A 24,651-nucleotide genomic window follows, 5' to 3' on the forward strand; every position below is an offset into this window, starting at 1 on the left:
GGAAGACCCCAGCAGAGGTCTTCCGGGAAAAGATGCTAGAGGAAATGAGGTGAGCCACCTACCCTGGACCCAGACAAGAGTCGCGGTTCAAGTATCGCTCACAGAGGTGCAGGCTATCGGTGATTGACAGGTTTGCGGTGGTAAATATACCAACAAAGGCGGCTCATAGTTCATTAAAAAAGAGGCGAGCAATCTGTAATGCTCAAGGGAGCGATATTCCTAACTGGTGCCGTGTTAATCGCACTGATGGGATACCTGCCTTTCGAACTTTTGGAATGCGACGAGTTGATCGCAAGACATGGCGCAGTGTTTTTCTGCATCCCGATCACATTTATTGCGATACCGTCAGTGGCGGCGGTTTTCCTAGCGTTGATCATTAAGCTCGCAAGGTCACAATCGCTTTAGGCATCCCCTTTACCCACAAGGCTTTCCAGTCCTTCGATATTTGATATCCGCGGGCTGAAAAGCCTTGTTACTGTAGTGCTATGCGGTGACTTTCCTGCTTTGCACTGCCGATGGCATTTCTGAATGGGGCTTACAAGGACGTGCCAGGGGCGCGCACCCCCGACTAGCGGCATGTGTCATTTTAAAGTGGGTATATCATTTCTCAATTAATGGGTCTTGAGAAGGACCCATTATCTGGTGGCAAAATAGTGTCGTCACCTCTGGGCCGGGCTGGCTTGCCCTATCGGCGGCAATCGCCGCAGCGCCAACCGGTACAGAGATCAACAGGAGCAAAGAATGACTGGCCGCCAGCACCCGATTGCACGCCGCCGCCGCAGGCGCAGAGGCCAGCCTGCGCACGCCGGGCCCGGGCTCTGCCGTCCGGCATCTGGCGCAACACCTTAGCAAGACAGGAAGCAGACAGATGACACAGCTTCATGCCTTTCCGGCCGCCGCGGCCCAATTGCACCAACGGCCGCGGCGATATCACAATGTGGCAATACTTTTGACTGGGGGGTTTTCGCTGCTCAGCCTGACTTCGCTGACCGATGTGCTTGATGCAGTGCAGACGGTGTCCAGCGGCGATTGTGCTGAGGTCTCTTTGCTGACACTGGATGGGGCACCGATCAGGTCGCGCTCCAAGGTGCTGGTGGCGCCGGACGGGGTACTGGCGGACAGTCTGCGCAGCACGGAGGCACAGCCCCGGCCTGATGTTTATGTGATCTGCTCCGGCCAGCATTTGACCGCAGACGAAGAAGTGGCGGTTTTGGACCTGGTGCGCCGCTGCCGCACCGCGGCGACCCCAGTCTGCGCAATGGGGGCTGCCGTCCGGGTGATTGCGCGATCGGGCCATATCAGACGCGGCACAGACCACTGGTCCCGGCTGCCGGCCAACCGTGAGACATTGCCCCATGTGGAGTTCGAGGACTCAATTTTTGTCCGGGATGGCAATCTGTTCAGCTGCTCCGGTGAGCTGGGGGCAATGGATTTTGCCCTGAATTGGGTGGAGAACAAAATTTGTGCCGGAACCGCGGGCAAGATCCGGAACTACCTGCTGCTGCAATCTGCCCGCAGCGGCGGCCGGGCGCAGACCTGCTCTGCGGCAGACCGCTACAGAGGGGTGCCGCCCAAGCTGCAAAAAGCCATTGATCTGATGCTGGCCAATATGGAAGAGCCCCTGCCCGTCAATGAGATTGCGGCCGGGATCGGCCTGTCGGTGCGCCAGGTGGAACGGATGTTTCTGCGCCATCTCGGGACCTCGCCGGTGAAATTCTACCGCGCGCAGCGGCTGGAACTGGGCCGCAGCCTGGTCGAGGACACCAGCATGCCGGTTACCGAGATCGCACTGGCTTGCGGCTTCAAGTCGCTGTCATCTTTCATCAAGCTGTTCCGCAACAGCTTTGGTGCCACGCCAGTCAGTTTCCGCGCATCCAAAGCTGCCTAAGCCGCCTTCTCTCCCATCGGTGCGGTCCGCCGCGCCGCTCTCCTCTTGCAGGCGGCTTGGCAGCTGGGTCCCCTCCGGGGTGTTTCACTCCGGAGGGCTTTTGCCGGCATTGCCATATTTCGCGAGGCCACGTGCCTGCAGCTCCTCCTGATAGGCAAACAGGGCGGCCTGCCCGCCGGTGTGCAGCAGAACAACTTTCTGCCCTTTGCGGATTACCCCTTCATTCAGCAGTCCCAGAAGCCCCGCAAATGTCTTGGCGGTATAGACCGGATCCAGAAAGATCCCCTCGCTGCGGGCCATGAGCTGCAGTGCAGCGCGGGTGCCGGCCCCAACCTGCCCGTAGCCGGGGGCCAATGCGCCGTCCCAGGTACGGATACAGCCTGTCACCAGCGCCGGATCAAACTGCATCAGCGCAGCCAGATCGCTCAGCACAGTCTGCATCCGGGAATGCTGCTGCGCCTGGCTGCGGCGCACGCAAATGCCATAGACCGGTGCGGTTTTGCCCGCCAGCCGCAAGCCGGTCAGGAAACCGCCGTGGGTCGCGCCGCTGCCGGATGGTACCACAGCCGCATCGAATCCTCCGGTCTGGGCGGCTAGTTCAGCCGCGCCGGCCACATAGCCAAGCGCGCCAAGCGGCGGATGGCCGAGACCCAAATGAATGACATAGGGATTGCGCCCTGCCGCCCGAAGCTGGTCCGCGCGTTCGTGAAGCGCGTTGTCGGCACCCGCTTCATCCTCGCCCAAAGGGTAGCTCATATGCTCCGCCCCCAGAATCTGCGCCAGCAGCACATTGCCGGAGCGGTAATACAGGTCACCCATATCGGCCACCCGTTCCTCCAGCTGCAGCACGGGCTGCATTCCCAGTTTCACTGCTGCGGCGGCAGCAGTGCGGACGAAATTGGACTGCACCGCGCCGGTGATCAAAATGGTGTCCGCCCCCCGCTGCTGCGCCTCGCCCATATAGAATTCCAGCTGGCGGGTCTTATTGCCGCCAAAACTGAGGCTGGTCAGATCGTCGCGTTTGATCCACAGGTCGATGCCCAGCTGGTCCGACAGGCGGTCCAGCCGCTCAACCGGTGTTGCAGTGTTCATCAATCTGGCGCGGGGGAACTCTGCCAGCTTCTTGCCGATGTCCATCTGTTCTTTCATCCTTTGTCATACAGCCAGGTATGCGCGCCGGAACAGGGCGGCACAGGCGAAAATTGAAATCCCGCGGGTCATATGTACCACAACCGCCTGCGGCAGATACGGCCCGGCCAAGCGGCCCAGCAGGCTGCCGGCCGCCGCCGCCACTGTCAGCTGCCAAAGCCAGGGGGCACGGGCCAAGGCGGCCCAATCGGACAGGCAGTGCAGCGCGAACGCAGTCCCATATGCCGCCAGTGCCACCGGTTGCACCAGCTTGCGGCAGTCCAGCGCCGTATGGCCGGCCGCAAGAAGGCCCAGCATCATCAGCGGCCCGGGGGTTGCGGCCCAGACGGTGGCCAGGCCTGAGAGGCCGGAAATTGCCCTGAAGCCGCGTGCCCCGGCCACCCTGACCCGCGGCAGCAGCGATGCGGCAACACCCGCCAGCAGCAGGACCGCTGTCAGGGCCAGGACAACAGGCTCCGGCAAATACGGATAGATCAGCAGACCCAGCAGAATTCCCATCAGGCAGCCGGACACCGCACTGCGGATCAAAGGCCTGCTGCCCCGCCAGGCTTGCAAATCAATCGCCACGGCGGAAACCAGCGTGTTCAGCAACAGCAGCACCGGAACCGCTGTGGCGGTGCCCAGCAATACCATCATCACCGGGGCGGCAATGATGCTGAAGCCGATCCCGGTCCCGGCCTGCACCCCTGCCCCGGCAGTTACGGCAAACAGCATCAAGGCAGTCTCGGAGGTCACTGCAATCTCCCTGCGGTCTTGGATGGTCCGCAAGATACCGGCGCAGCTCATGCATGAAAAATCATCTTATTGAATTTTCCGATGCTCACATGTTATCGGATGGGATGCGCATCACTGCCCGCCAGATCGAGATTTTCCAGATGGCGTACCGCCATCGTTCCACCCGTAAGGCCGCAGACGCTTTGCATGTTTCGCAACCGGCCATCAGCCGGGCTGTTGCGGACCTGGAGGCGGAGATGAGTGTTGCCCTGTTTGACCGCGCCGGCCGGGGATTTGCGCCCACCGCGGCGGCGCACAGCCTGCAGCAAGCGGTTCAGAAGCACTACCAGGGGCTGGAACGGATCCGGGAAACTGCCTTGCAAATCGCCTCCGGCACGGGCGGCCACCTGAGGGTGGCCGCAGTTCCTGCGGCCGCCGATACCCGGGTCGCTGCTGCGGCAGGCAGGCTGATGGCAGAACACGCTGCGCTCAGAATTGACTTGGATGTTCTGAGTGAAGGCGCCTGCCTTGCAGCACTCAGGGAAGGCAATGCCGATTGCGCCGTCATCTCGTCCGATCCGGGCGACCCGAACCTCATCTGCACGCGTCTGGCCGGCCTCCAGCCCGTGGCGGTCCTGCCGCTGCAGGATCCAATGGCCGGTGCCGCTGCCATCTCAGCGGCAGAGCTTGCGCAACAGCCGCAGGTTATGCTGCCTGCCAGCAGCCCCTTCCGCCGCGCCGTGGAGCTGATGTTCGGACGCGATGATATTTCCTTTCATATCCGTGCCGAGGCACGGACCCAAATGGCATTGATCAGCATGGCCGCGCAGGGAGCGGGCCGGGCTATCGCAGATGCCGAGGTGCTGGCGGCAGCGAAGGAAAGCAACGTCGCCGCCGTACCGCTGGCCGCAGAGCTGAGCTGGCCGCTGCGCTGTGTTACGCTGGCGGCTTCGCAGGACATTCCAGGCCTGCGCCGGCTCATCGCAGAGCTGCAGAACCCGTACGGGCCCGGCTGATACAGCCCTTTTCCGGCGGGACCGGCTTCCGTCATTCCCTTGCCGGCCAGGCTCCGGCCGGCAAGGAACCCGTAAATCGGGCCGGTCCAAGGTGGTTCAGCCTTTCATCCGCAGGCCAGCCGGATCATAGGGCGGTTGTGACAGCGGCACGGCGCTGTATTTGCGCCCTGCTACTTCGATCTCGAACCTGCGTGCCCGGGTTGCGGCCAAAGTTTCCCCTGGTGCGATGGCAATGTTGGCAAAGCACAGATTCTTTCCCGTCCTTGGCCCCCAAGCGCCGGAGCTGGTCAGCCCGGCACGGGCGCCGTTTTCCCAGACCGGTTCGTCGTGCAGGAGCAGCGCATCGCCCTGCACTTCCAGCAGGATCTGGCGGCGGGTCAGGCCGCCCTCCTTTTGGGCCAGCAAGGCGTCTCGCCCAAGAAACTCTCCCTTGGTCCAGTTCACCGCAAATCCGATGCCTGCCTCCAGCGGCGAGATGTCCGGCCCCAGATCGTGGCCCCAATGCTTGAAACCTTTCTCAATCCGGCAGCCGTCAAAGGCGTGAATGCCAAGCAGTCCCGTGCCCTCAGCCCGCAGCGCTTCGAACAACACAGGCCCCTGCCCTGCCGGAACGGAGATTTCCCAGCCCAGCTCGCCCACGAAACTGATCCTGGTAGCGCAGCCGGCAACGCCTGCCACTGTGACTCTTCGGGCTGTGGAAAAGGCAAAGACGTCCCAGTTGTCAGCTGACAACTTTTTCAGCAGCGCGCGGGAGCCTGGCCCCATTACGCCAATCACCGCTTCTGTTTCTGTCACATCGGCCAGGGTCACGTCAAAACCCTTCAGCCGGGCCTGTTTCTGCAGCCAGTGCAGATCCTTGCGCCGGGTCGCAGCGCCGGACGTCACCCGGAAGCAATCCTTGCCTGTCCGGGTCACGGTCAGGTCCGCCTCGGTGCCACCGCGCTGGTTCAGCCAGGCGGTATAAACGGCACGGCCCGCCGCCACGTCCACGTCAGCGGTGCTGACCCATTGCATCAGCGCCAGCGCATCCGGCCCCGAGACGTCGATTTTGGTGAACATCGACAGGTCAATCAATGAAACACCCGCTGCCATGGCCTGTGCCTCGCGGTTGGCTGCATACTGCCATGTCTGCGGGCCTGCGGCGTAGGGCAGGTTCTTCTCGGCCTCATCCTGTGCAAACCAGCGGGTGCGTTCCCAGGCGCCGCCAACCCCCCAGACTGCACCGGCCTGATCCAGCTGCCCGTGCAGCGGCGACAGCCGCAGGTTCCGTCCGGATATGGGCTGTTTGAACGGCCAGTGCATGGCAAAATTGTTGCCGACGGACTCCTTCATCTTGTCCTCCATGTAGGCATGGCCGGACTGCAAAGGATCGCAGCGCAGAATGTCGATATCCCAAAGGTCGCTGGGGGCTTCGCCGTCAATCATCCAGCTTGCCAATGCGTCGCCAACGCCGGCCGAGGACATAATGCCCACCGAGTTCAATCCGGTCGCCACAAACAGATTTTGCATTTCGGGCGTTTCTCCCACCAGCGGACGGCTGTCCGCAGTAAAGCTTTCCGGTCCGTTCAGAAAATGCTGGATGCCGGCGCTCTCCAGCCCCGGAAACATGGTCAAAGCGGCTTCGATAAAGGGTTCGGCCTGCTCCCAGTCGTCTTCCATCTCCAGGAATGGCCGGTCGCCCTCGGGGCTATGGGGATCCCAGGGTTTGGCATCCATCTCGAACCAGCCGACCAGCAGCTTGCCGGCGTCGCCCTTCATGTAGACATGGGTTTCCATGTCGCGGAACACCGGGAAGGTTTTGGGAAAGCCCTCGATCGGCTCCGTTACCACATACATGTGCTTGACCGCGTGCTGCGGCAGCACCACGCCGGCGTCATCGGCCAGCTTCTTGGACCACGCGCCAGCGCATAGGGCCACCTGGTTAGCCTCGATCCGGGTACCATCGGACAGTTCAACACCTGCCACCCGGCCCCCCTTCTGCAGCAGCCGCGCCACCGCGGCCCCTTCGCGGATCTCCACTCCGCGGCTGCGGGCGCCCCTGGCATAGGCCATGGACAGATCGACCGGGTTGACCTGCCCGTCTTCCTTGAGCGTCAGCGCGCCGTAGATACCTTCGGCGCTGATCCCTGGCACCCGGGCAGCCACTTCTTCGCCCGTGAGGATTTCCGGCGTCATGCCGGTATAGCCGGCCATCGCGTGGATCCGGTGCAGCTCATCCATCCGTTCCGGCCGCCGGGCGATCCAATAGCCGGTTGTCTGCTGATAGCCGGTCGCAAGCCCGGTTTTCTGCTCCAGCTCCGGGAAGGTCTGCAGCGCCCTTGACGCCAGTTTGGTCATGTTGAAGGTGGAGCGAAGCGGGCCAACAATGCCTGCCGCGTGCCAGGTGGTGCCGGAGGTCAGCTGGTTGCGTTCCAAAAGCAGGATGTCCTCTGCCCCCTTCTTTGCCAGGTGGTAAGCCAGGCTGAGGCCGATAACCCCGCCGCCGATGATGACAATATTGCGCTGCTCAGGCATGGCGCCCTCCAATTGGTTTCTTGCCAAAATGATGCGGTAAACAGCGCGTGGAGGCATTTGTTCAATTCTTGAGGGTGAGGTAATATATTGAAAAAAATCATATTTTTTCTTTAGCAGTCGTTTCGTAAACTTAAACGGCTTCTTGGGAGCGCCAATCCATGCTTTTTTCGCATGAATTTCCGTGTAGTTTCCCGATGACGTTCACACGGGAACCTTTGAGATGCCGCCAGAAACCGATTCCTTTCTGCTCCCTGTAATGAACGCGCTGGCGGCCTTTCGCGCGGTTGCGTCGCTTGGCTCGGTCAGCGCCGCGGCGCAAGCGCTTGGCACGTCGCAGTCCAGCCTGTCGCGCCATGTTCAAAACCTGGAGGAGCACCTGCGCTGCCCGCTGTTTTTGCGTCAGAACCAGCGGATGGTGCTGACCGCCGCCGGGCAGCAGTTTTTTGCGGCGGTTGATGCAGGGCTTGGCGCCATTTCGCAAAAGGCGCAGGAGCTGCACCGCCAGCAGGGGCCGGGAGAAATCCGCATCCGCTGCGGCCACGGCTTTGCCTACTTCCGGATGATGCAGCTTTACCCGCGTCTGCAGCGGGTCTATCCGGATCTGCAGATCAACCTGTCCGTGGGACCGCTGGGGCTCCATGCGGAGGGCAGCCTGCCGGATCTGGATGTACGGCTTGGCCCGCACCCGGATCCGGAATGGCATTCGGAAAGGCTGATCCCCGAAGATATCTGCCTGGCCGCCGCGCCCGCTCTATTGGACCGGCTTGGACTAGCTGGCCGCAGGCCAGAGCTGCAGGAGCTGACCGGTCTGCCGCTGCTGCACCTGGACCGCGGCGAATACGGCATCTTGTGGTTCGGATCCTTCTTCGAGCGTTTCGGCATCGAATACGAACCGGATCCGGCAACCTTGTTTTTCAACAGTTATCCGCATGTGGTTCATGCTGCGATCGAAGGCCGCGGCATCGCTATTATCTGGCGCGGCCTGGATGACGGTGCGCTGGAAAGCGGCGAACTGGCCGAGCTGCCCGGCACCGGCTTGCGCACAGAAAACGGGTACTTCCTGACCTGCCGCCGCGCCGTTCAGGCCGAGCCGGAAATCGCCCGGATCCGCCGCTGGCTGATCAATGCCTGTGCCAGCGGCGGGCTGCCGCGGCGGCAGCAGGCAATCTGATCCGCTATTCCCGGCGCCTCAGACAGAAGAGGCTGAACATGTATCTCCGCAACACCTGGTGTGTCACTGTCTGGGACAGCGAAGTCACCCGCGAACCGCGCCAGATCAAAGTGCTGGGCGAAAAGATCGTGATCTATCGCACCGAAGCCGCCGCACCGGTCGTCAGGATCGACGCCAGCCCGCACCGCAAGCTGCCACTGCGCAAGGGCTGTACAAAGGGTGACCAAATCGAATGCGGCTTCCACGGGACGACCTTTGACTGCGCTGGCGGCTGCGTGCTTGTCCCCGGTCAGGACAAGATCCCGGCGGCCACCAACATTCGCTCCTATCCGGCCGAAAGCTGTTGTGTCCTGGTCTGGATCTGATTGGGCGGTCCGGCGCTGGCGGGTGCGGACAAAATGTTCAAGGTGGAGCGTTTCGACAATCCCGCCTGGGGTATCAACATGGGCGCTGCAATGCCGTTTCCTTGCAGTTATCTTTGCATCACCGACAACCTGCTCGACCGTCTCATGTTTCTTGGGTGCATCAAAACTCCTTCAGCAATGCTGCTTGCGAAGGGGAGCCGCTGACCGTCGCCGGCACCGATGACGGGGTAATCGTGCCGCGCTGGATGTATTTTGTGGAGGCCGCGCCCTTTCACAAGAAACTGGTGCCGTGTGGGGGCAACTGCGACCGCGAGCAGCATTACGAGGTCCGCTATCCGTCGCTGTCCTATATCAAGGCGATCTTTACACCTGCCGGTAACGGCGGTGACGCGGGCAATCTGCCGGATGGACAGCTACAACTTCATGACCCCGGTGGATGAGAAAACCACGCGCTACTACTGGTTCCAGATCCGGAATGTGCATCCGGATGATGCAGAAATCTCGCAGGAAATAAGCGACTCTGTCAAATTCGCCTTCGACCTGGGTCTCGACATTCTGGTTGAGGTGCAAAAGGTCATGGACGGGAAAACAACACGCAATGCAGACTCGGCGATTGAGGCCGGCCCGCTGCTGTTCAGCCGCCGCCTGCAAAGGCAGATCAGCGCGGAGCAAAAAAGGCGGCTGCACCCATTTGAAGCCAGGCGATCCGGGCAAGGCGCTTTCTGCTGCCTTTGCCCTGCCGATCAGGAAAAGGCCACGGCGGTGCCGAAGTCGTGCAGTGTAATCAGATCTGTGCGGAACCGGCCATCAAAGCTGTGCAAAATGGCGCCGCTGCCGCCCTCTACCCAAGCCAGCGGGCCCTTGCCCTCCGGATCCAGCGCAATGCTGTGTGAGGCGCCCGGTGCAGTGGCCAGCGGGAAGGAGGCGAAGATGCCCATGCTCATGCGGTGTATATGGCCGCAGCCGATCTGCAAGGGGCCGCGGTAACGGGCCAGTATTTCTGACAGGCGTTCAGGCATCTTCAGCCCGATTTCATTCATGGCGGCAATCCCGGTCCCGACCGGCGGATGATGCAGGAACAGCAGAACCGGGCGCCCGCCTGCACCGGCAAGCTGCGCATCCAGCCAGTTGCAGGTTTCCAGGCTCAGTTCGCCATGTGCAGCCCCTTCCACAAGCGTGTCCAGCCCGATCAGGATCACTTCGTCCAGATCCTGCTGCCAGTTAACCGGGCCGGTTGCCGGCATCCAGTCCCTGCCCTGCAGTGCCGCGCGCATCGGCGCCCGGGCGTCGTGATTGCCGGGAGTAGCCAGCCAGGGCAGCGGGCTATCCTGCATCAGCCGCAGGAAATGGCCATAGGCGGCAGCACAGCCGGTTTCGGTCAGATCTCCGGATACTACAATCCGCGCGACCGGGCCGATGCGGGGCAGCAGCTGCTTCAATCCGTGCAGCAGCCGGGTCAGGGCGGCGGCAGTGTCTATCCGGCCCTGAAACAGCTGGCCTTCCGGCAGAATGTGCGTGTCTGAGATCTGCAGGATTCTGATCATGGTTAACGTGTCCGTTTCGGGGCCGGCGTCATTTGACACCAGCGGTCAGGAAGGCCTGGACAAACTGCCGCTGGAACACCAGGAACAGGATCAGGAGCGGCGCGATCACCATCACGGTGGCAGCAGAGATCACCGAGATATCCACCCCGTTTTCCGGCGCCCCGAACAGCGACAGGCCAACGGTCAGCGGCCGCGTGCTTTCGGAGTTGGTCACGATCAATGGCCACAGGAAGTTGTTCCAATGGGTCGAAACTGACACCAGCGCATAGGCCAGATAAGTGGGCCGTGCCGCCGGCACATAGACCCGCCACAGCACGCCCAGGGTTGAGCAGCCTTCGACCCGGGCGGCCTCTTCCAGCTCCTTTGGCACAGATTTGAAGGCCTGCCGCATCAGAAAGATGCCAAAGGCCGACGCCATATAGGGTGCGCCAATCCCGGTCAGGCTGTCCAGAATTCCCAGGGTGGCGGCAACCCGGTAGTTTTCGACGATCAGAACCTCAGGCAGGATGAAAAGCTGCAGCAGAACCAGGATGAACAGGGTGTCCCGGCCGCGGAATTCGGTCTGGGCAAAGGCAAAACCGGCCAGGGTGCACAGGAAGAACTGGCCCGCCAGGATCAGTGTCACCAGCAGAAAGGTGTTCAGGAAATAGCGCAGCCAGGGTGCGCCGTCCCAAGTCGTGCGGAAGTTGTCCAGCGTCAGCGGGGCGCTCAACCGGAAATTCACGGCATCGCTTACGTCATGGAACGCGGCCCAAAAGGCAAATATCAGCGGTGAGATCCACAACACCGCCAGCACGATTGCCAGGACCGGTTCGATATAGCGGCTCATCTGTAATGGGTCCTTTTGTCCAGCACCAGGAATTGGAAGGCTGCCAGCAGGCCCAACACGCCCAGCACCAGCGCAGTCATGGCTGCCGCGGCGGGGCGGTCGAAATAGGCAAAGGCATTTTCCCAGATGTAGTAGAGGATCAGCTTGGAGCTGTCGGAGGGCCCGCCCTTGGTCAGGATGAACAGGTGGTCGATCAGCTTGACCGAATTGATCATCGCATTGACCAGGATGAACAGCGTGGTCGGCATCAGCAGCGGCAGCACGATCCGGCGCAAATAGGTCCAGCGGCTGGCGCCCTCGATATCGGCGGCCTCCTTCAGGTCCGGCGGTATGGTCTGCAGGGCCGCCAGGTAAAAGATCATAAAGAAACCGGCTTCTTTCCAGATCGTCACCGCACAGACAGCCCATAATGCTGTGCCGGGTTGGCCCAGCCAGTTCACCGGTTCTGCCCCGAACAGCGCGCCGATCTGGTTCAGGATGCCAAAACTCGGCGTATAAAAGAACAGCCACAGGTTCGCAGCTGCAATCATTGGCAGCACAGTCGGCGTGAAATAGGCCGTGCGGACAAAGCTGCGTGCCGGGATTTTCGAGTTCGCCCATAGCGCCATGGCCAGCGCCAGAGCAATGGAGACCGGGATGGTGACGGCGGCATAAAGAAGGTTGTTCCACGCCACCAGCCAGAAGGTGGGATCCTCAAACAGATACTGGTAATTCTCCAGCCCCACGAACTCCGCAGGCCGGCGGCGGGTGCCGCGCGACCAGAGCGAGGTCACGACAGTGGCAATCGAGGGGTAGAAGGCAAACACCGACAGCATGACCAGGGCCGGGCTGAGCAGCAGCCAGCCATTGATCGCCCGGCGGCGGCGTTCCAGTGCAAAGATGTCCGTCATGTTGTCTCCTGGCTGAAAGCGGGGGCCGGGCAGATGACCCGGTCCCCGGACAGAGTTTGCGCCTTACTTGTAGGCGCGCAGCAGGCGTTCAGCGGCGGCCTGCGCTTCTCCCAAAGCGTCTGCGGCGGATTTCTCGCCGGTCAATGCCGATTGGATTGCTGCGTTCAGCCCATCGCGCACCCGTGCGGTTTCGAAGGTCGAAAACTCGGCCACCGCATGCTCCAGCTGGTCGCGGGCCACCAGAGCGGGCGGGAATTCCGCGGTGTAGGCTTTCAACGCTTCGGTCTCGTAGGCGGCAGGCGACACGCCCATATAGCCGGTGGCGATCGACCATTCGGCGGCCTGCTCCGGCGCGGTCATGAACTTGATCAACTGCAGCGCGGCTTCCCTCTCCTCAGCGGTGCTGTCCTTGAAGACATAGAAGTTGCCGCCGCCGGTGGGCGAGCCCAGCCGCACATTGCCAGGAAGCTTTGCCACGCCAAAGTCGAATTCGGCATTGTTTTTGACCGCGGTCAGGTTGCCGGTCGAATGCCACATCATCGCGGTTTTGCCTTCCAGGAAGGCCTGGCGCAGGGTGCCCCATTCGACGGTGCCTTCGGGCATGATGCCATGTTCCTGGCTCAGAGATTGCCAAAATTCCAGCGTATCGACCACGGCTTCGTCATCGAAATAGGTGGTGACGCCGTCGTTGGACATAACCTCCTTGCCGTTCTGGATCGCCAGCGCCTGGAACATCCAATAGGGGTAGCCGGTTGAGGGGATCATCAGGCCGTGATGAGCATCGCTTGTCAGGGCTTTGCCCATATCCACCAGCTCATCCCAGGAGGCCGGGGCCTTCTCTGGATCCAGGCCGGCCGCGCGGAACATGTCCTTGTTGTAATAGGCCACGATGGTCGAGCGCTGGAAGGGGACACCCCAGGTCTTGCCCTCGATTTTGCCGTTTGCCATCAGAGCCGGGTAAAAACTGTTCAGCCAGGCTTCTTCCTCAGCCCCCTCGACCAGATCATCAAATGGCACCACCAGGTCCTGTTCGATCAGGTCATAGGCGTCGATTGAGAACATAACCGCCAGCTGGGCGGGCTCCCCTGCTTCCAAAGCGGCCAGGGACTTGATGCGGGTGTCGTCGTAGTTGCCCGCATAGATCGCATTGACTTTGATATCCGGGTTCTGATCCTCGAATTTGCCAATGATACCGTCAACCACTTCGGTGAGCTTGCCGCCAACGGCAATCGGATAATACATCGTCAATTCAGTCTCTGCTGCCGCCGGATTGACGATAGCAGTCGATGCGGCAAGAATGGCCGCCAAGGCAGGCATACGGGTCATATCAAGTTTCCTTCTGGGCAAGTTCAGGTGACAAGTTCAGGTGACGGGGGGCCTTGGGCCCTGTTCCGGACGCTGTGTTTTGGCGAATGCGCGTCACGGAATTCTGCTGAGGCTCCTTTTCCAACTTCCCCGTGCGGGCGTTGAAAAGGAGCCGGCTTTCCTCTGGAATGGACACTCCGACTTCCTGGCCAAGCGAGAACTCCGCATCAGCCGGAAGAATGGCGGCCAGCCCGCGGGCTGCAGCATTGTTGAGCGCCAGGCGGGTTTCCGAACCGAGAAACTCGATATCTTCAATAGTTGCAGTGAGATCTCCTGCCGCCCGCGGCAGGATTTGAATGGCTTCGGGGCGGATGCCCGCCAGAACGCTGCTGTCCAGACCCAGCGCCGGGCCCTCAATCAGCGCCGCGGGTGGTTCACCGATGAATTGCGCAGCAAAGGTTGAGGCAGGGCTGCTGTAAAGTTCTGCTGGGCTGCCGGCCTGTTCGATACGGCCAGCGTTCATCAGCACCACGGTGTCAGACAGGCTCATCGCCTCGCCCTGGTCGTGCGTCACGTAAACCACCGTCAGCCCCAGCGTGCGCGCCAGCGCCCGGATATCCCGGCGCACCGAATGGCGCAGTTTGGCGTCCAGGTTCGATAGCGGCTCATCCATAAGGCACAGGGGTTTTTCCGCCACCGCTGCACGGGCCAGCGCCACCCGTTGCCGCTGGCCGCCGGACAGCTGGGCAGGCTTGCGCCGTTCCAGCCCCTGCAGGCCGGTCATCTCCAGTGCTTTGGCCAGGCGTTTGGCCTGTTCGCTGCGGCTGATCCGGCGCACCTTGAGCCCGAACAGCACGTTTTCAGCAACGTTCAAATGCGGAAACAGCGCATAGGACTGGAACACCATCGACAGGTTGCGCTGTGACGCGGGCAAGGCCGTTACGTCTTTGCCGTCAATCAGAATGCGCCCCGATTGCGGCTGTTCCAGCCCGGCAATCAGCCGCAGCAAAGTCGACTTGCCGCAGCCCGACGGCCCCAGGATGGACATGAATGCCCCTTGGGCCAGGTTCAGGCTGATGTCTTGCACTCCTCCCTGCCCATCCCACTGACGGCTGATCTTTTCCAGAGCGAGAAAGGTCATGGCTGCTCTCCTGCGACAATTAGTTGGCTGTCCAGAGGCTCCAGCAACGCGTTAAACGGCGGCCCAGGCCGCTGGTCGATCACGATATGATCCGCCTCTTCCAGACGTCCGCCGACGGCCGCAGCCCGGCGACCGAATTTTGAAGCATCCGCCACCAGAACTGAGGAGCGTGCGTTACGGCGCAGGCATTGGCGGATCTGTACTTCTTCCTCGTGGAAATCCAGCAGGCTGCCGTCGCTGTCGATGCCGCCTACCCCATAGACCGCGAAGTCGGCGCGGTAGCCGCGGAACAGATCCAGCACCTGGGCGCCCAGAATGTCCCGGTCTGGCAGCCGCATCGCACCGCCGGGCAGAATGATCCGTGCGCCGGGGGCCTCTGACAGGGCCATGGCAGCGTTGAGATTGTTGGTGATGATGGTCAGGCCTTCACGCCCTGCCAAGGCGGCGGCCACCAATGCCGGGGTAGTGCCGATTGAGAAGAACAAGGTGGCGCCATCAGGAATAAGCTGAGCCACCTGCCCGGCAATCTGTTTCTTGGCCGCGACATTCAGCGTCGAACGTGTGGCATAGGGCAGGTTTGAACTGCCTTCAATAAACTCGGCGCCGCCATGCAGCCGCCGCAGTTTGCCTTGTTCGCACAGGGCATTGATATCGCGGCGGATCGTATGCGCGGACACCTGCATTTGCTCTGCCAGCTCATCCACAAGGACCTTGCCTTGGGATTGAGCTGTTTCGAGAATCGCTGTTTGCCTGTTCATATCCCACCTCATAGTGCTCATATGAGCATATTATGTGACAATCTCATGACTATTCTGCTCAAAAGAGCGCAACGGTCAAGCTTCAGCTTCGCTGCAGGGCAGCGGCCGATGGCTGTGACAGACCTGACAAAGTGGTCCAAGCGGGTTGTGTCCGGCGTTGCGCGATGCTGAGGAGACCGCAATCCAACAGTTTTGCCGCTGGCTGGCAGCCTGTGAAATCAAAGTGTTTTCTTGGAGAACCCGGTCAGCCAGTCAAATACCAGTCTGGCGCGGTCGGATGCCTGGTTGTGCAGCTTGACATAAAACTCCAGCGGCGCCGAAATGGTGTCGGGCAGCAGCTTAACCAGCTTGCCGGAGGCGACCAGATCCGCAGTCAGGCCCTCCCAGCCCAGCACCGCCCCCATGTCGTCCTGCGCGGCCTGCAGGGCGATGACATAATTGTTGACGCGGTGGGTGGATTTCAGCGGCCCGCAATAACCCAGGGCCTGCGCCCAGCCCTGCCAGTCGGTGCCGCCGGTTTCCAGCGAGTCGAGATGGATCAGCGGCACATCCGCGATGTCCGCGACGCTGGCAATCCGGTGCTGGGCGGCAAACCGCGGGCTGCACAGCGCCATGATCCGGTCCCGGAACAGCGCCCGGCAATGGCCGCTGTCACGGGACATGTCGCCGTAGTGCAGGCTGAGATCGCAATCGCCGGCGGCGTTTTCAATATCGCTGACGATTTGTGCCACAGAGATATGCTCGTAGCTTTTCCAGAAATGGGCCAGCCGCGGCGTCAGCCACAGCGAACTGACAGCGGTGCTGGAGCGGACCGTCACCGAGCTGCGCCCGTGCTGGGCCCGCAGCTGCTCGAAGGCATCGCTGATCCCCTCAAACCCCCGTTGCAGGGCGACCAGCAGATAGGCGCCGCTTTCGGTCAGCTCGACACCGCGGTGAAAGCGGTTGAACAGGCTGCACTGCAGCTCCCGCTCCAGCGTTTTGATCTGGTGGCTGACCGCGGCGGGGGTGACGTTCAGCTCGCTTGCGGCCAGTTTGAAACTGGTGTTCCGGGCAGCGGCTTCGAAGCTGACCAGGGAGCTCATCCGGGGCAGGTCATAGGGGCGCTTGGGCAAGGCGGCTTTATCCTTTTGCAGGAAATGCTGATTGCTGCATGTCTCTTTTCTTGGTCTTGGGCAAATTCAGCTAAGCCAAGATGAAAATTTTTGCAATTGCCGGATGCGGGAATGACGCCAGAATGCAGCATCATTCCCCGGCACAGGATCAGCACCTGCCGGGCGATACCGTCAGGAATTCTGCCGCTGCAGCCCAAGCTGCCGGAAACCCGCAAACAGGAGTTGGTCTATGAAGTCGCATGCAAAAGTGGTGGTCGTCGGCGGCGGCTGTGTCGGAGCCTCGATCCTTTACGGGCTGACGCAGCACGGCTGCAGCGATGCGGTGATGCTGGAGCGGACCACGCTGACCTCCGGGTCGACCTGGCATGCGGCGGGGCTGCTGGTGACCTTCGTGCGCTCGCACAACATCTCCAAGATGACGATGGAAACCATCCGCATCTATGGCGAGGTGGAGGAGAAACTGGGGTCCTCCGTCGGCCTGCGCCAGGTCGGCCAGCTGCGGGTGGCCAATACCGAAAAGCGCTGGGATGAGTTCCAGTCCTATATCTCCATTGCCGAGGCCGCCGGCGTGCCCTGCCGCCTGGTGACGCCGGAGGAGATCAAGGAGATCCACCCGTTGCTGGCGCAGAGCGAGAACATCCGCGGCGGCATCCTGCATGACCAGGACGGTTACGTGAACCCGGCCGACATCACCATGGGCCTGGCCAAGCTGGCCCGTGACCAGGGGGCCACCGTCTATCAGAACACCGAGGCGCAGGGCTATGAGAAGCTGGACAACGGCCATTGGAAGGTGACCACCAGCAAGGGGGAGATCACCTGCGAGCATCTGATCTTTGCCACCGGCAACTATGCCCGCGAGAACGCCCGCCGGGTGGGGCTGGACCTGCCCTGCATCCCGATCGTGCATCAGTACTGGACAACTGAGACCGTGCCGCTGTTGAAAGAGCGCCGCGCCGAAGGTCTGCCCGAATTCCCGATCCTGCGGGATGAGGATTACGGCGCCTACCTGCGCGAGGATGTCGGCGGCTTCCAGTTCGGCCCCTATGAGTTCGAAAAAGACCTCAAGCTGTTTGCCGAGGACCGGGTTCCGGCCGATTTCGGCGCCGACCTGCTGCCGGAGGACTTCGAGGCGGTGGAAACCCAGTGGGAACGCGCGCTGGAGCGGGTGCCTGCCTTGGGCGAAGTGGGCATCAAAGCCAACACCCGCGGCCCCTTCCAGATGACCCCGGACGAGCTGCCGCTGTGCGGTCCGGCACCGGGGCACGACAACCTGTGGCTTGCCGAGGGCGTGCCCGGCGGCATCCTGTGGGGCGGCACCATGGGCGAACGCCTGGCGCGCTGGATCGTTGATGGCCACCCCGGCATCGACATGTCCGAAATCGACCCGCGCCGCTTTGGCGACTATGCCTCCAAGCGCTGGACCATGGACAAGGTGCGCGAGACCTGGGGTACCCATATGGACGCCCATGTCCCGGGTGAGGACTTCCCTTCCGCCCGGCCGATGAAGACGATGCCGTCCTACGATCTGCTGACGGCGCATGGCGCGGTCTGGACCACGTTCAACGGCTATGAATTCCCGCGCTGGTTTGCCAAATCGCCCGCTGAGGCCATCCCCGAACACAGCTTCCGCCGCACGGATCACATGGAGCTGGTGCAGGAAGAGGTGCGCGTCACCCGCGAGGAGGCCGGTTTCATCGAGATGTCGCCGATGACCAAGTTCACCGTGCGCGGCCCAGGTGCTGCCAAATGGCTGGACGGGATCATGGCCAACAAGCTGCCCAAGGTTGGCCGCATGACCCTGGCGGTGGCGCTGAATCCGCAGGGTGGCATGGAGGGCGAATACACCATTGTCCGCTACGGCGAGAACGACTTCTACCTGGTCTCCACCCCGAACGGGCAGGTCTACAACTGGGATTACCTGTCGCGCCTGCTGCCGGATGATGGCTCGGTGATCATGGAGGACATCTCGGAACAGCTGGGTGTGATTGCCCTGGCGGGGCCGAAGTCCCGCGAGATCCTGCAGCAGCTGACCGACAATGACCTGTCGAACGCGGCCTTCCCCTGGCTGACGGCGCAGATGGGCGAGGTCGGCTATGCCAAGGGCGTCCATTTGCTGCGTGTCTCCTACACCGGCGAGCTGGGCTGGGAGCTGCATCATCCGGTCGGCTACAACCGCCATCTGGTTGATCAGCTGCTGAAGGCCGGGGTCAAACCCTTTGGGCTGGAGGCGCTGGAATCGATGCGGCTGGAGAAATCCTACCGCGCGATCAACCGGGAGATCTGCAAGGACATGACCCCGTTCGAGGCCGGGCTGGACCGTTTCGTGGCGCTGGAGGGCCGCGAGTTCATCGGCCGTGAGGCACTGCTGCAACAGAAGGCCGCAGGCGGCTACAGCACGCTGGTCACCCTGAAGCTGCCGTTCTGCGACACCTCGGTGATGGCGGATGAGAGCGTGTACAAGGACGGCACGCTTGTCGGCCGCGTCACCTCGGGCGGGTTCTCCTATTACTGCAACCACGACATCGCGATGGCACTGGTGCCGCAGGAGCTCACCGCCGAGGGCACGCGCCTGCAGGTGATGGTCCACAACGAGATGCGCGAGGCCGAGGTGATCGGCGTCTGCGCCGTCGACCCAACCAGCGCCCGCGCGCGGGCTTGATCCCGGCCTAGCCACAGGAGCATGACATGACGGAACAAACAACACGGGCGCCGCGCGGCGCCCGGGGCGGACGGGCTGCGCGCGTCAAAGCCCGCACCAACCCGGCCCCGGTCTACCTGCCTGCGCTGAACCGCCGGGTCGGCCCCATTGATCTCTTGGGTCCTGAAGGGGTGGAGAAGATCCACAACGCGGCGATGACGATCCTGGAGACCACCGGCATCGAATTCCGCGATCCGGTGGCGCTGGCTGACTGGAAGCGCGCGGGCGCCGATGTGCAGGGCGAACGGGTGCGCATCGGGCGGGACATGCTGATGGAGCTGATCTCCTCGGTACCGTCGGAATGGGGCTATGCCGCCCGCAACCCCGACCGCTCGCTGCGGGTGGGCAACCGGCATTCGGTCTTTGCCAACGCCTATGGCGCGCCTTTTGTCTACGACCTGGACGGCAACCGCCGCCCCTCGGTGCTGGAGGATGCGCATAACTTCTTCAAGCTGAGCCAGATGAGCCAGTCGATGATGGTTCCGGGCATCCTGCCGGTGGAGCCGCAGGACGTGCCGGTGCCGCAGCGCCATCTGGAGCTGGTGCACGCGGCGCTGACGCTCACCGACAAGCCGATCAAGGGCTCGGTGCTGTCGGAACAGGCGGCGCGCGACACGGTCGATATGGTGCGCATCGTCTTTGGTGAAGAATTCGTCGACAATAACGTGGTTCTGGCCGCGCTGCTGAACTGCAACACGCCGCTGGTCTGGGATGAGACCATGCTGCAGTCCTTGCGGGTCTATGCGTCTGCCAACCAGCCCTGCCTGTTGTCGCCCTTTGTGCTGGCCGGCGCCTCGGCACCCGCCAGCCCGCAGGGCGGTGTGGCGCTGCTGATCGCCGAAAGCCTGGCGGGCATGGCCTACAGCCAGATCATCCGCCGCGGCGCGCCGATGGTTCTGGGGGTGGCAATCATGGGCGTGTCGATGAAGACCGGTGCCCCGATGATGGGCTCGCCGGAACCCGGCCTGATGAACCTTCTGGTCGGCCAGATGGCGCGGTTCTACGGCGTGCCCTGGCGCACCTGCACCATGTGGACCGGCTCCAAATCGCCAGACATGCAGGCGGGTTTCGACACCGCCAACACCATGTGGCCGGTGCTTTTAGGCGGTGCGAATTACATCGTGCATTCGGCTGGCTTCCTGGAGGGTGCGCTGGGGGTCAGCTATGCGAAGTGGGTGCAGGACACGTTGCAGCTGGAGAACTTCCACCGCTTTTTCAGCGGCTTGCAGGAGGAAAGCCTGGATGCGCTGCTGGGTGACATCGCGGCGATTGGCCCCGGCGGTCATTTCCTGGGCACCGATCACACCCGCGAAAACCCGATGCATATGAACCCGCTGCAGAACAACGACAGTTTCGAGCAATGGGAGGCGGAGGGCGCCAAAACCGCGGAACTGGTGGGCCGCGAGGAGGCCCGGCGGATGCTGGACAGCTACGTGCAGCCGCCGATGCCGGACGGTCAGCGCGGCGCACTCGACGAATATGTTGCCAAAAAGCGCGCACTGTACCAAGCCTGACAAGGCGGGCGCCAAAGCGCCCGGTTTGACCCGACACAAGGACAGGATTTGAGCCCATGACCACAGCTTCGACAAAAACGCTCTCACTCGCCGAGGTGCGGGATTTGGCCAAATCTGTCCTTGTGGCCGCAGGGATGGACGCGGCGGGCAGCGATGTGATTGCCGATATCGTCACCTGCTCCGAACGCGACGGTCCGCGCAGCCACGGCCTGCGGATGCTGCCGGTCTATGCGCAAAGCTTCACTTCCGGCTATGCCAATGGCGCCGCGGCCCCCAAGATCGAAAAGATCGCGCCGGGCGTGCTGCGGGGCGACGCGGACAACGGCTATTACCAGATCGCCGCGGCCGCCGCGCGGCAGGAGCTGATTGCCCTGGCGCGTGAGAACGGCATAGCCGCCTTCACCTGTTCCAATTGCCACCACCTGGGCGGCTTGCGCTTTGACACCGAACCGCTGGCCGAGGCCGGGCTGGTGGCGCTGGCCGTCATCAACTCGCTGTCGATGGTGGTGCCGCAGGGCGGTGTGCGCCCGGTGTTCGGCACCAACCCGATGTCCTTTGCCTGCCCGCGCGACGGCGCAGAGCCGGTGGTCTGGGACCAGGCGGCCTCAATGGTGGCGCTGATGGACATCCGCATGGCTGCGGCCGAAGGCCACGATCTGCCCCGTCCTGCGGGGCTGGATCCGGATGGCAACCCCAGCACGGACCCTAATGCGATCCTCGAAACCCGTAGCCTCTTGCCCTTTGGCGAGCACAAGGGGGCCGCGATTGCCTTTATGATCGAAGTGCTGGGCGCCGCCTTGGCGGGCGGAAAATTGTCAGCTGACAATAATGAGCGTGAATCCTTCGGCGCACTGAACATCAAGGGCGGCGCCACCCTGATCGCCATCGACCCGTCCCGTTTCGGCAATGCCGCATTCGGGGATTACATCACCCGCATCTGCGCCGAGATCGAGGGCAATGGCGCCGCGCGGGTTCCCGGCGACGGGCGGCTGAAGAAACGCACTGCTGCCGAGGCGGAGGGTGTCGAGGTCAGCACAGACCTGCTGGCGCAGCTGCACCAGCTGGCAAACCCCGCATGAAACGGGTGGTGATTGCGGGCGGCGGCGTTGTTGGCATCTCCTGCGCGCTGGCGCTGCAGGCCGAGGGCCACAGCGTCACCGTGCTGGAGCCCGGACCAGTTGGCGAGGGCGCAAGCTGGGCCTCCTGCGGCTGCATCGCGGTGGGGGAGATCGTGCCGCTGTCGCAGCCGGGCATGCTGATGAAAGTGCCGGGCTGGCTGCTGGACCCGGAGGCACCGCTGTCGCTGCGCCCGGCCAGCGCGCTGCCCTTGCTGCCCTGGTTTGCCCGCTTCACCGCCAATTCCCTGCCCTCCCGCATGCGCGCCATTGCCGCCGATCTGGCGCGGCTGACCTTTGCCGCCACCGCGGACTTTAAGGCGCAGCTGGCGGATATCGGCGCGCCGGAACTGCTGGTGGAACGCCCGGTGATCAAGCTGTTCGATGATGAGCGCGACAAGGCCACCATGGGCGCCGCCTTTGATCTGGCGCGCGAGCTGGGCTGCACCATCGACGACATCTCCGGCCAGGAAGCTCATGAGATGGACCCGGCCATCGCCGCCGATTTCAAATACGCGTCAGTTTTGCGGGACTGGAGCTTTGTCACTGATCCGAAACAACTGGTTGAAAGGCTGACGCGGACCTTTGTCCGGCGTGGCGGCACGGTGCTGGCGCAGGCATGTTCAGGGTTTGAACGCGACGGCAGCCGCATCATCAATGTGCGCGCTGCGGACGGGCAGCTGGTGGCGGCAGATGAAGTCGTGATCGCAGCAGGCACCCATTCCAAGGGCCTTGCCGGACAGCTTGGCATCCCGCTGCACATGGAAGGGCTGATTGGCTATTCCACCGCCTTGCGGGATCCCGGAGTTGATCTGAAACACACGGTTTTCTATCCCGCGGGCGGGTTTGGCCTTACACCCTACAGCGATGCGCTGGCAGTTGCGGGCACAGTCGAGTTCGCCAGCCTGTCAGCCGCCCCGAAATGGCGCCGGGCCGATGTGCTGGTCAAACGCGCGCACCGGGTTCTGCCGGGCTTGCAAGCAGATAAACGCGAGCGCCGCATGGGCCGCCGCCCTTTCACCCCCGACACCCGCCCGATTATCGGGCGCACCAGCAAGCTGGCAAATGTGAGCTTTGCCACCGGCCACGGCCAGCTGGGCCTGACCCTGGGCGCCACCACCGGGCGGCTGATCGCGGATGTGGTTTCAGGACGGCCGCTGGAGCCCGGGCTGGCAGGTTTTGGGCCGAACAGGTTTATGTAAAGCCCCGCCGGTTGCGATGCCGCATCAGGCGTAGTTTTTCCTGCGGGACATCTTGCCGATGCCGGGGTTCATGCTGTTGGTGGGGTCGACCGATTTGTAGAACGCAGCCAGGTCCGGCTTGGCCGGATACAGGTGGCCGACGTTGTGCTCTGCCGGGTATTCGGCCCCGCGCTTGTCCAGCAGCGCCAACATCGCGTCCTTCAGCGCTTTCGGGTCTGCGCCCTTCTTCACGATGTAATCCTGATGCAGCACATGGCACATGAAATGCCCGTAGTAGAGCCTGCTGACCAACTGGTCCGCGATCTCCGGCGGCAGTTCCTCGAACCAGTCCTGATCGTTGCGGCGCAAGGCGATATCCAGCGCAATGATGTCTTCCACTTCTGCACGGTGCACCGCCATGTAACGCACTGCGGCGCCGGCGGCTGCAAATCGGTGCAGCCCGGCCATCTTGGCCTCGCGCGGGGTGCATTCGAAATAGATGAGGTCGCCGTTTCCAGCCATTTCCTCCAGCAGCGCGCGGGCCTCGGCAATGCCGCCATCGCGCATCTTGAGGATCAGGTGATGCGGGTGGGACCGGCGGAATGCCCGCATCCGCCGCGGCAGAATGTCCGGCCAAAGGCGCGACAGCATCTGCATCACGTGGTCGGTCAGATTGCCAAGCCCCGGAATGCCGGCCAGCCGCGCATCCACCGCGCCCTTCAATGCAAAGAACATCGGCAGCCGGTCGGTGCCGAGCTTGTCGATCATCACCATGGTGTCCTTGCCATAGCGGTCCGACAGGTCAAAGACGTCCTTGTGCATGTATTCGGCGCTGACCGGCAGGGTGGCAAACTCCGCCAGGATGCGGCGGCGCAATGCGGTCAGCGCCGCGGTGGTCTGGCTGCCCACGTAAAAGGTCAGCTCCTCGGCGTTTTTCGGGTAGGTGTCCAGCCGCACCGCAAACACCGCCAGCTTGCCCGCACAGCCCGCCGCCTCATAAAGCCGCGACTTGTCGGCGTTGAACCGCGCCGGGGTCGGCGCGTCGATGTCGCGGACCCGCCGGGCATAAGACGTGTCCGAGGCCTTCCGGTTGCCGGTTTCGATATCTTCAGGGCGGTAATCGCCACTCTGCAGCCGGGTCAGGATCTCCTCCGGGCTGGCGCCCAGATTGATGCCCAGATGGTTGACCAGCTCCAGCTCGCCATCCCCGGTGATGCGGGCAAACAGCGACAGCTCGGTATAGGACGGCCCCCGCTCCACCAGCGACCCGCCGGAGTTGTTGCAGACCCCGCCCACAATCGACGCGCCGATGCAGGAGGAGCCGATCACCGAATGCGGCTGGCGGCCCAGGGGCGCCAGCAGTTTTTCCAGCGCAAACAGGGTGCTGCCCGGGAAGCTGACGACCTGCTTGCCGCCGTCCAGCAGCTGCAGCTGATCCATCCGCCGGGTGTTGATCAGCACCACATCGCGGTCATAGCTGCCCTTGGGGGTGGAGCCCTCGGTCAGCCCGGTGTTGGCCGCCTGCATGATGACGATCTTGTCCGCCGCGACACAGGCCTGCAGCACCTTCCACTGCTCCAGCAGGGTTGCCGGCCGGACCACCGCAAGCGCCTCCCCCTCGCCCGAGCGGAACCCCTTGCGGAACCGCCGAGTGGCGCGGGCGGCGGTCAGCACATGGCGGCGCCCGCAGATGGATTTCAGCGTCCCGATCAGCTCTGCATCGCTCATGACAGCCGCCCTCCCCTGC

The 24,651-nt window shown here is 62.7% G+C and carries 21 protein-coding genes and 1 pseudogene; 11 read left to right on the forward strand and 11 right to left on the reverse strand.

From position 1 onward, the window contains the following. Positions 1 to 937: 937 nt before the first annotated feature. Positions 938 to 1,888 (forward strand): GlxA family transcriptional regulator, encoded by a 951-nt coding sequence (locus tag ACXAHG_RS16740; protein ID WP_475059106.1) that lies wholly within the window; start codon positions 938 to 940, stop codon positions 1,886 to 1,888. 84 nt (positions 1,889 to 1,972) lie between these two features. Here the strand turns inward: ACXAHG_RS16740 and ACXAHG_RS16745 are convergent, their stop codons facing one another. Continuing rightward, positions 1,973 to 3,037, reverse strand: coding sequence for a D-cysteine desulfhydrase family protein (locus ACXAHG_RS16745; RefSeq protein ID WP_475059109.1), 1,065 nt, complete (start codon positions 3,035 to 3,037; stop codon positions 1,973 to 1,975). Between the two features lie 6 nt (positions 3,038 to 3,043). Then, positions 3,044 to 3,772, reverse strand: a complete 729-nt coding sequence (locus ACXAHG_RS16750; RefSeq protein ID WP_475039200.1) for a hypothetical protein — start codon at positions 3,770 to 3,772, stop codon at positions 3,044 to 3,046. An 89-nt stretch (positions 3,773 to 3,861) separates the two neighbouring features. On the opposite strand from ACXAHG_RS16750, the gene ACXAHG_RS16755 reads away from it, so the two are divergent. Next, entirely contained in the window at positions 3,862 to 4,767 is a 906-nt protein-coding gene (locus tag ACXAHG_RS16755; RefSeq protein WP_475059112.1) for a LysR family transcriptional regulator, read from the forward strand. Positions 4,768 to 4,863: 96 nt separating this feature from the next. Here ACXAHG_RS16755 and ACXAHG_RS16760 read toward each other — a convergent pair whose 3' ends face one another. Next, on the reverse strand, positions 4,864 to 7,281 hold the full coding sequence (locus tag ACXAHG_RS16760; protein WP_475059114.1) for a GcvT family protein: 2,418 nt from the start codon (positions 7,279 to 7,281) through the stop codon (positions 4,864 to 4,866). 256 nt (positions 7,282 to 7,537) lie between these two features. Here ACXAHG_RS16760 and ACXAHG_RS16765 point away from each other — a divergent pair, with 256 nt between their 5' ends. From ACXAHG_RS16765 to ACXAHG_RS16785, 5 genes and pseudogenes are all read left to right on the forward strand, one after another. Next, entirely contained in the window at positions 7,538 to 8,452 is a 915-nt protein-coding gene (locus tag ACXAHG_RS16765; protein ID WP_475059117.1) for a LysR family transcriptional regulator, read from the forward strand. A gap of 38 nt (positions 8,453 to 8,490) precedes the next feature. Continuing rightward, complete coding sequence (locus ACXAHG_RS16770) at positions 8,491 to 8,817, forward strand: Rieske 2Fe-2S domain-containing protein (protein WP_475039207.1); 327 nt, start codon at positions 8,491 to 8,493, stop codon at positions 8,815 to 8,817. Continuing rightward, a complete protein-coding gene (locus ACXAHG_RS16775) occupies positions 8,818 to 9,021 on the forward strand; it encodes a hypothetical protein (RefSeq protein WP_475059119.1) in 204 nt (67 codons plus the stop codon). Further along, complete coding sequence (locus ACXAHG_RS16780; protein ID WP_475059122.1) at positions 8,973 to 9,257, forward strand: hypothetical protein; 285 nt, start codon at positions 8,973 to 8,975, stop codon at positions 9,255 to 9,257. The genes ACXAHG_RS16775 and ACXAHG_RS16780 overlap by 49 nt, the downstream gene beginning before the upstream one ends. Further along, positions 9,241 to 9,417 (forward strand): annotated as a pseudogene (locus ACXAHG_RS16785) (aromatic ring-hydroxylating dioxygenase subunit alpha); the annotation flags it as partial. The gene ACXAHG_RS16780 and the pseudogene ACXAHG_RS16785, both read left to right, overlap by 17 nt. A 143-nt stretch (positions 9,418 to 9,560) precedes the next feature. Here ACXAHG_RS16785 and ACXAHG_RS16790 read toward each other — a convergent pair. The 7 genes from ACXAHG_RS16790 to ACXAHG_RS16820 form a co-directional block, all read right to left on the reverse strand. Further along, entirely contained in the window at positions 9,561 to 10,361 is an 801-nt protein-coding gene (locus tag ACXAHG_RS16790) for a phosphodiesterase (protein ID WP_475059124.1), read from the reverse strand. Between the two features lie 28 nt (positions 10,362 to 10,389). After that, a complete protein-coding gene (locus ACXAHG_RS16795; protein ID WP_475059126.1) occupies positions 10,390 to 11,190 on the reverse strand; it encodes a carbohydrate ABC transporter permease in 801 nt (266 codons plus the stop codon). Next, complete coding sequence (locus ACXAHG_RS16800; RefSeq protein ID WP_475039212.1) at positions 11,187 to 12,080, reverse strand: carbohydrate ABC transporter permease; 894 nt, start codon at positions 12,078 to 12,080, stop codon at positions 11,187 to 11,189. The genes ACXAHG_RS16795 and ACXAHG_RS16800 overlap by 4 nt, the downstream gene beginning before the upstream one ends. Before the next feature lie 63 nt (positions 12,081 to 12,143). Further along, entirely contained in the window at positions 12,144 to 13,406 is a 1,263-nt protein-coding gene (locus ACXAHG_RS16805; RefSeq protein ID WP_475039213.1) for an ABC transporter substrate-binding protein, read from the reverse strand. A 1-nt stretch (position 13,407) separates the two neighbouring features. Further along, positions 13,408 to 14,526: an ABC transporter ATP-binding protein gene (locus tag ACXAHG_RS16810; protein WP_475059129.1), complete on the reverse strand. Its 1,119-nt coding sequence runs from the start codon at positions 14,524 to 14,526 to the stop codon at positions 13,408 to 13,410. Beyond that, positions 14,523 to 15,284, reverse strand: coding sequence for a DeoR/GlpR family DNA-binding transcription regulator (locus ACXAHG_RS16815; RefSeq protein ID WP_475039217.1), 762 nt, complete (start codon positions 15,282 to 15,284; stop codon positions 14,523 to 14,525). Before ACXAHG_RS16815 ends, ACXAHG_RS16810 begins: the two co-directional genes overlap by 4 nt. A gap of 218 nt (positions 15,285 to 15,502) precedes the next feature. Next, complete coding sequence (locus tag ACXAHG_RS16820; RefSeq protein WP_475039218.1) at positions 15,503 to 16,396, reverse strand: LysR substrate-binding domain-containing protein; 894 nt, start codon at positions 16,394 to 16,396, stop codon at positions 15,503 to 15,505. 229 nt (positions 16,397 to 16,625) lie between these two features. On the opposite strand from ACXAHG_RS16820, the gene ACXAHG_RS16825 reads away from it, so the two are divergent. From ACXAHG_RS16825 to ACXAHG_RS16840, 4 genes are read left to right on the forward strand one after another with little or no spacing between them, the layout of a single operon-like run. Then, positions 16,626 to 19,055, forward strand: coding sequence for a GcvT family protein (locus ACXAHG_RS16825; RefSeq protein WP_475039220.1), 2,430 nt, complete (start codon positions 16,626 to 16,628; stop codon positions 19,053 to 19,055). Between the two features lie 26 nt (positions 19,056 to 19,081). After that, positions 19,082 to 20,608: a trimethylamine methyltransferase family protein gene (locus tag ACXAHG_RS16830; protein WP_475039222.1), complete on the forward strand. Its 1,527-nt coding sequence runs from the start codon at positions 19,082 to 19,084 to the stop codon at positions 20,606 to 20,608. 56 nt (positions 20,609 to 20,664) lie between these two features. Continuing rightward, positions 20,665 to 21,687: an Ldh family oxidoreductase gene (locus ACXAHG_RS16835; RefSeq protein ID WP_475059131.1), complete on the forward strand. Its 1,023-nt coding sequence runs from the start codon at positions 20,665 to 20,667 to the stop codon at positions 21,685 to 21,687. Beyond that, positions 21,684 to 22,925, forward strand: a complete 1,242-nt coding sequence (locus tag ACXAHG_RS16840; RefSeq protein WP_475059134.1) for an NAD(P)/FAD-dependent oxidoreductase — start codon at positions 21,684 to 21,686, stop codon at positions 22,923 to 22,925. Before ACXAHG_RS16835 ends, ACXAHG_RS16840 begins: the two co-directional genes overlap by 4 nt. A gap of 24 nt (positions 22,926 to 22,949) precedes the next feature. On the opposite strand, the gene dld is transcribed toward ACXAHG_RS16840, so the two are convergent. Beyond that, the gene (gene dld / locus ACXAHG_RS16845; RefSeq protein ID WP_475059136.1) at positions 22,950 to 24,632 is read right to left on the reverse strand and encodes a D-lactate dehydrogenase; all 1,683 of its coding nucleotides are present in this window, start codon (positions 24,630 to 24,632) and stop codon (positions 22,950 to 22,952) included. Between the last annotated feature and the right edge of the window lie 19 nt (positions 24,633 to 24,651).

This window comes from Leisingera sp. ABD4_442, from assembly GCF_056160905.1.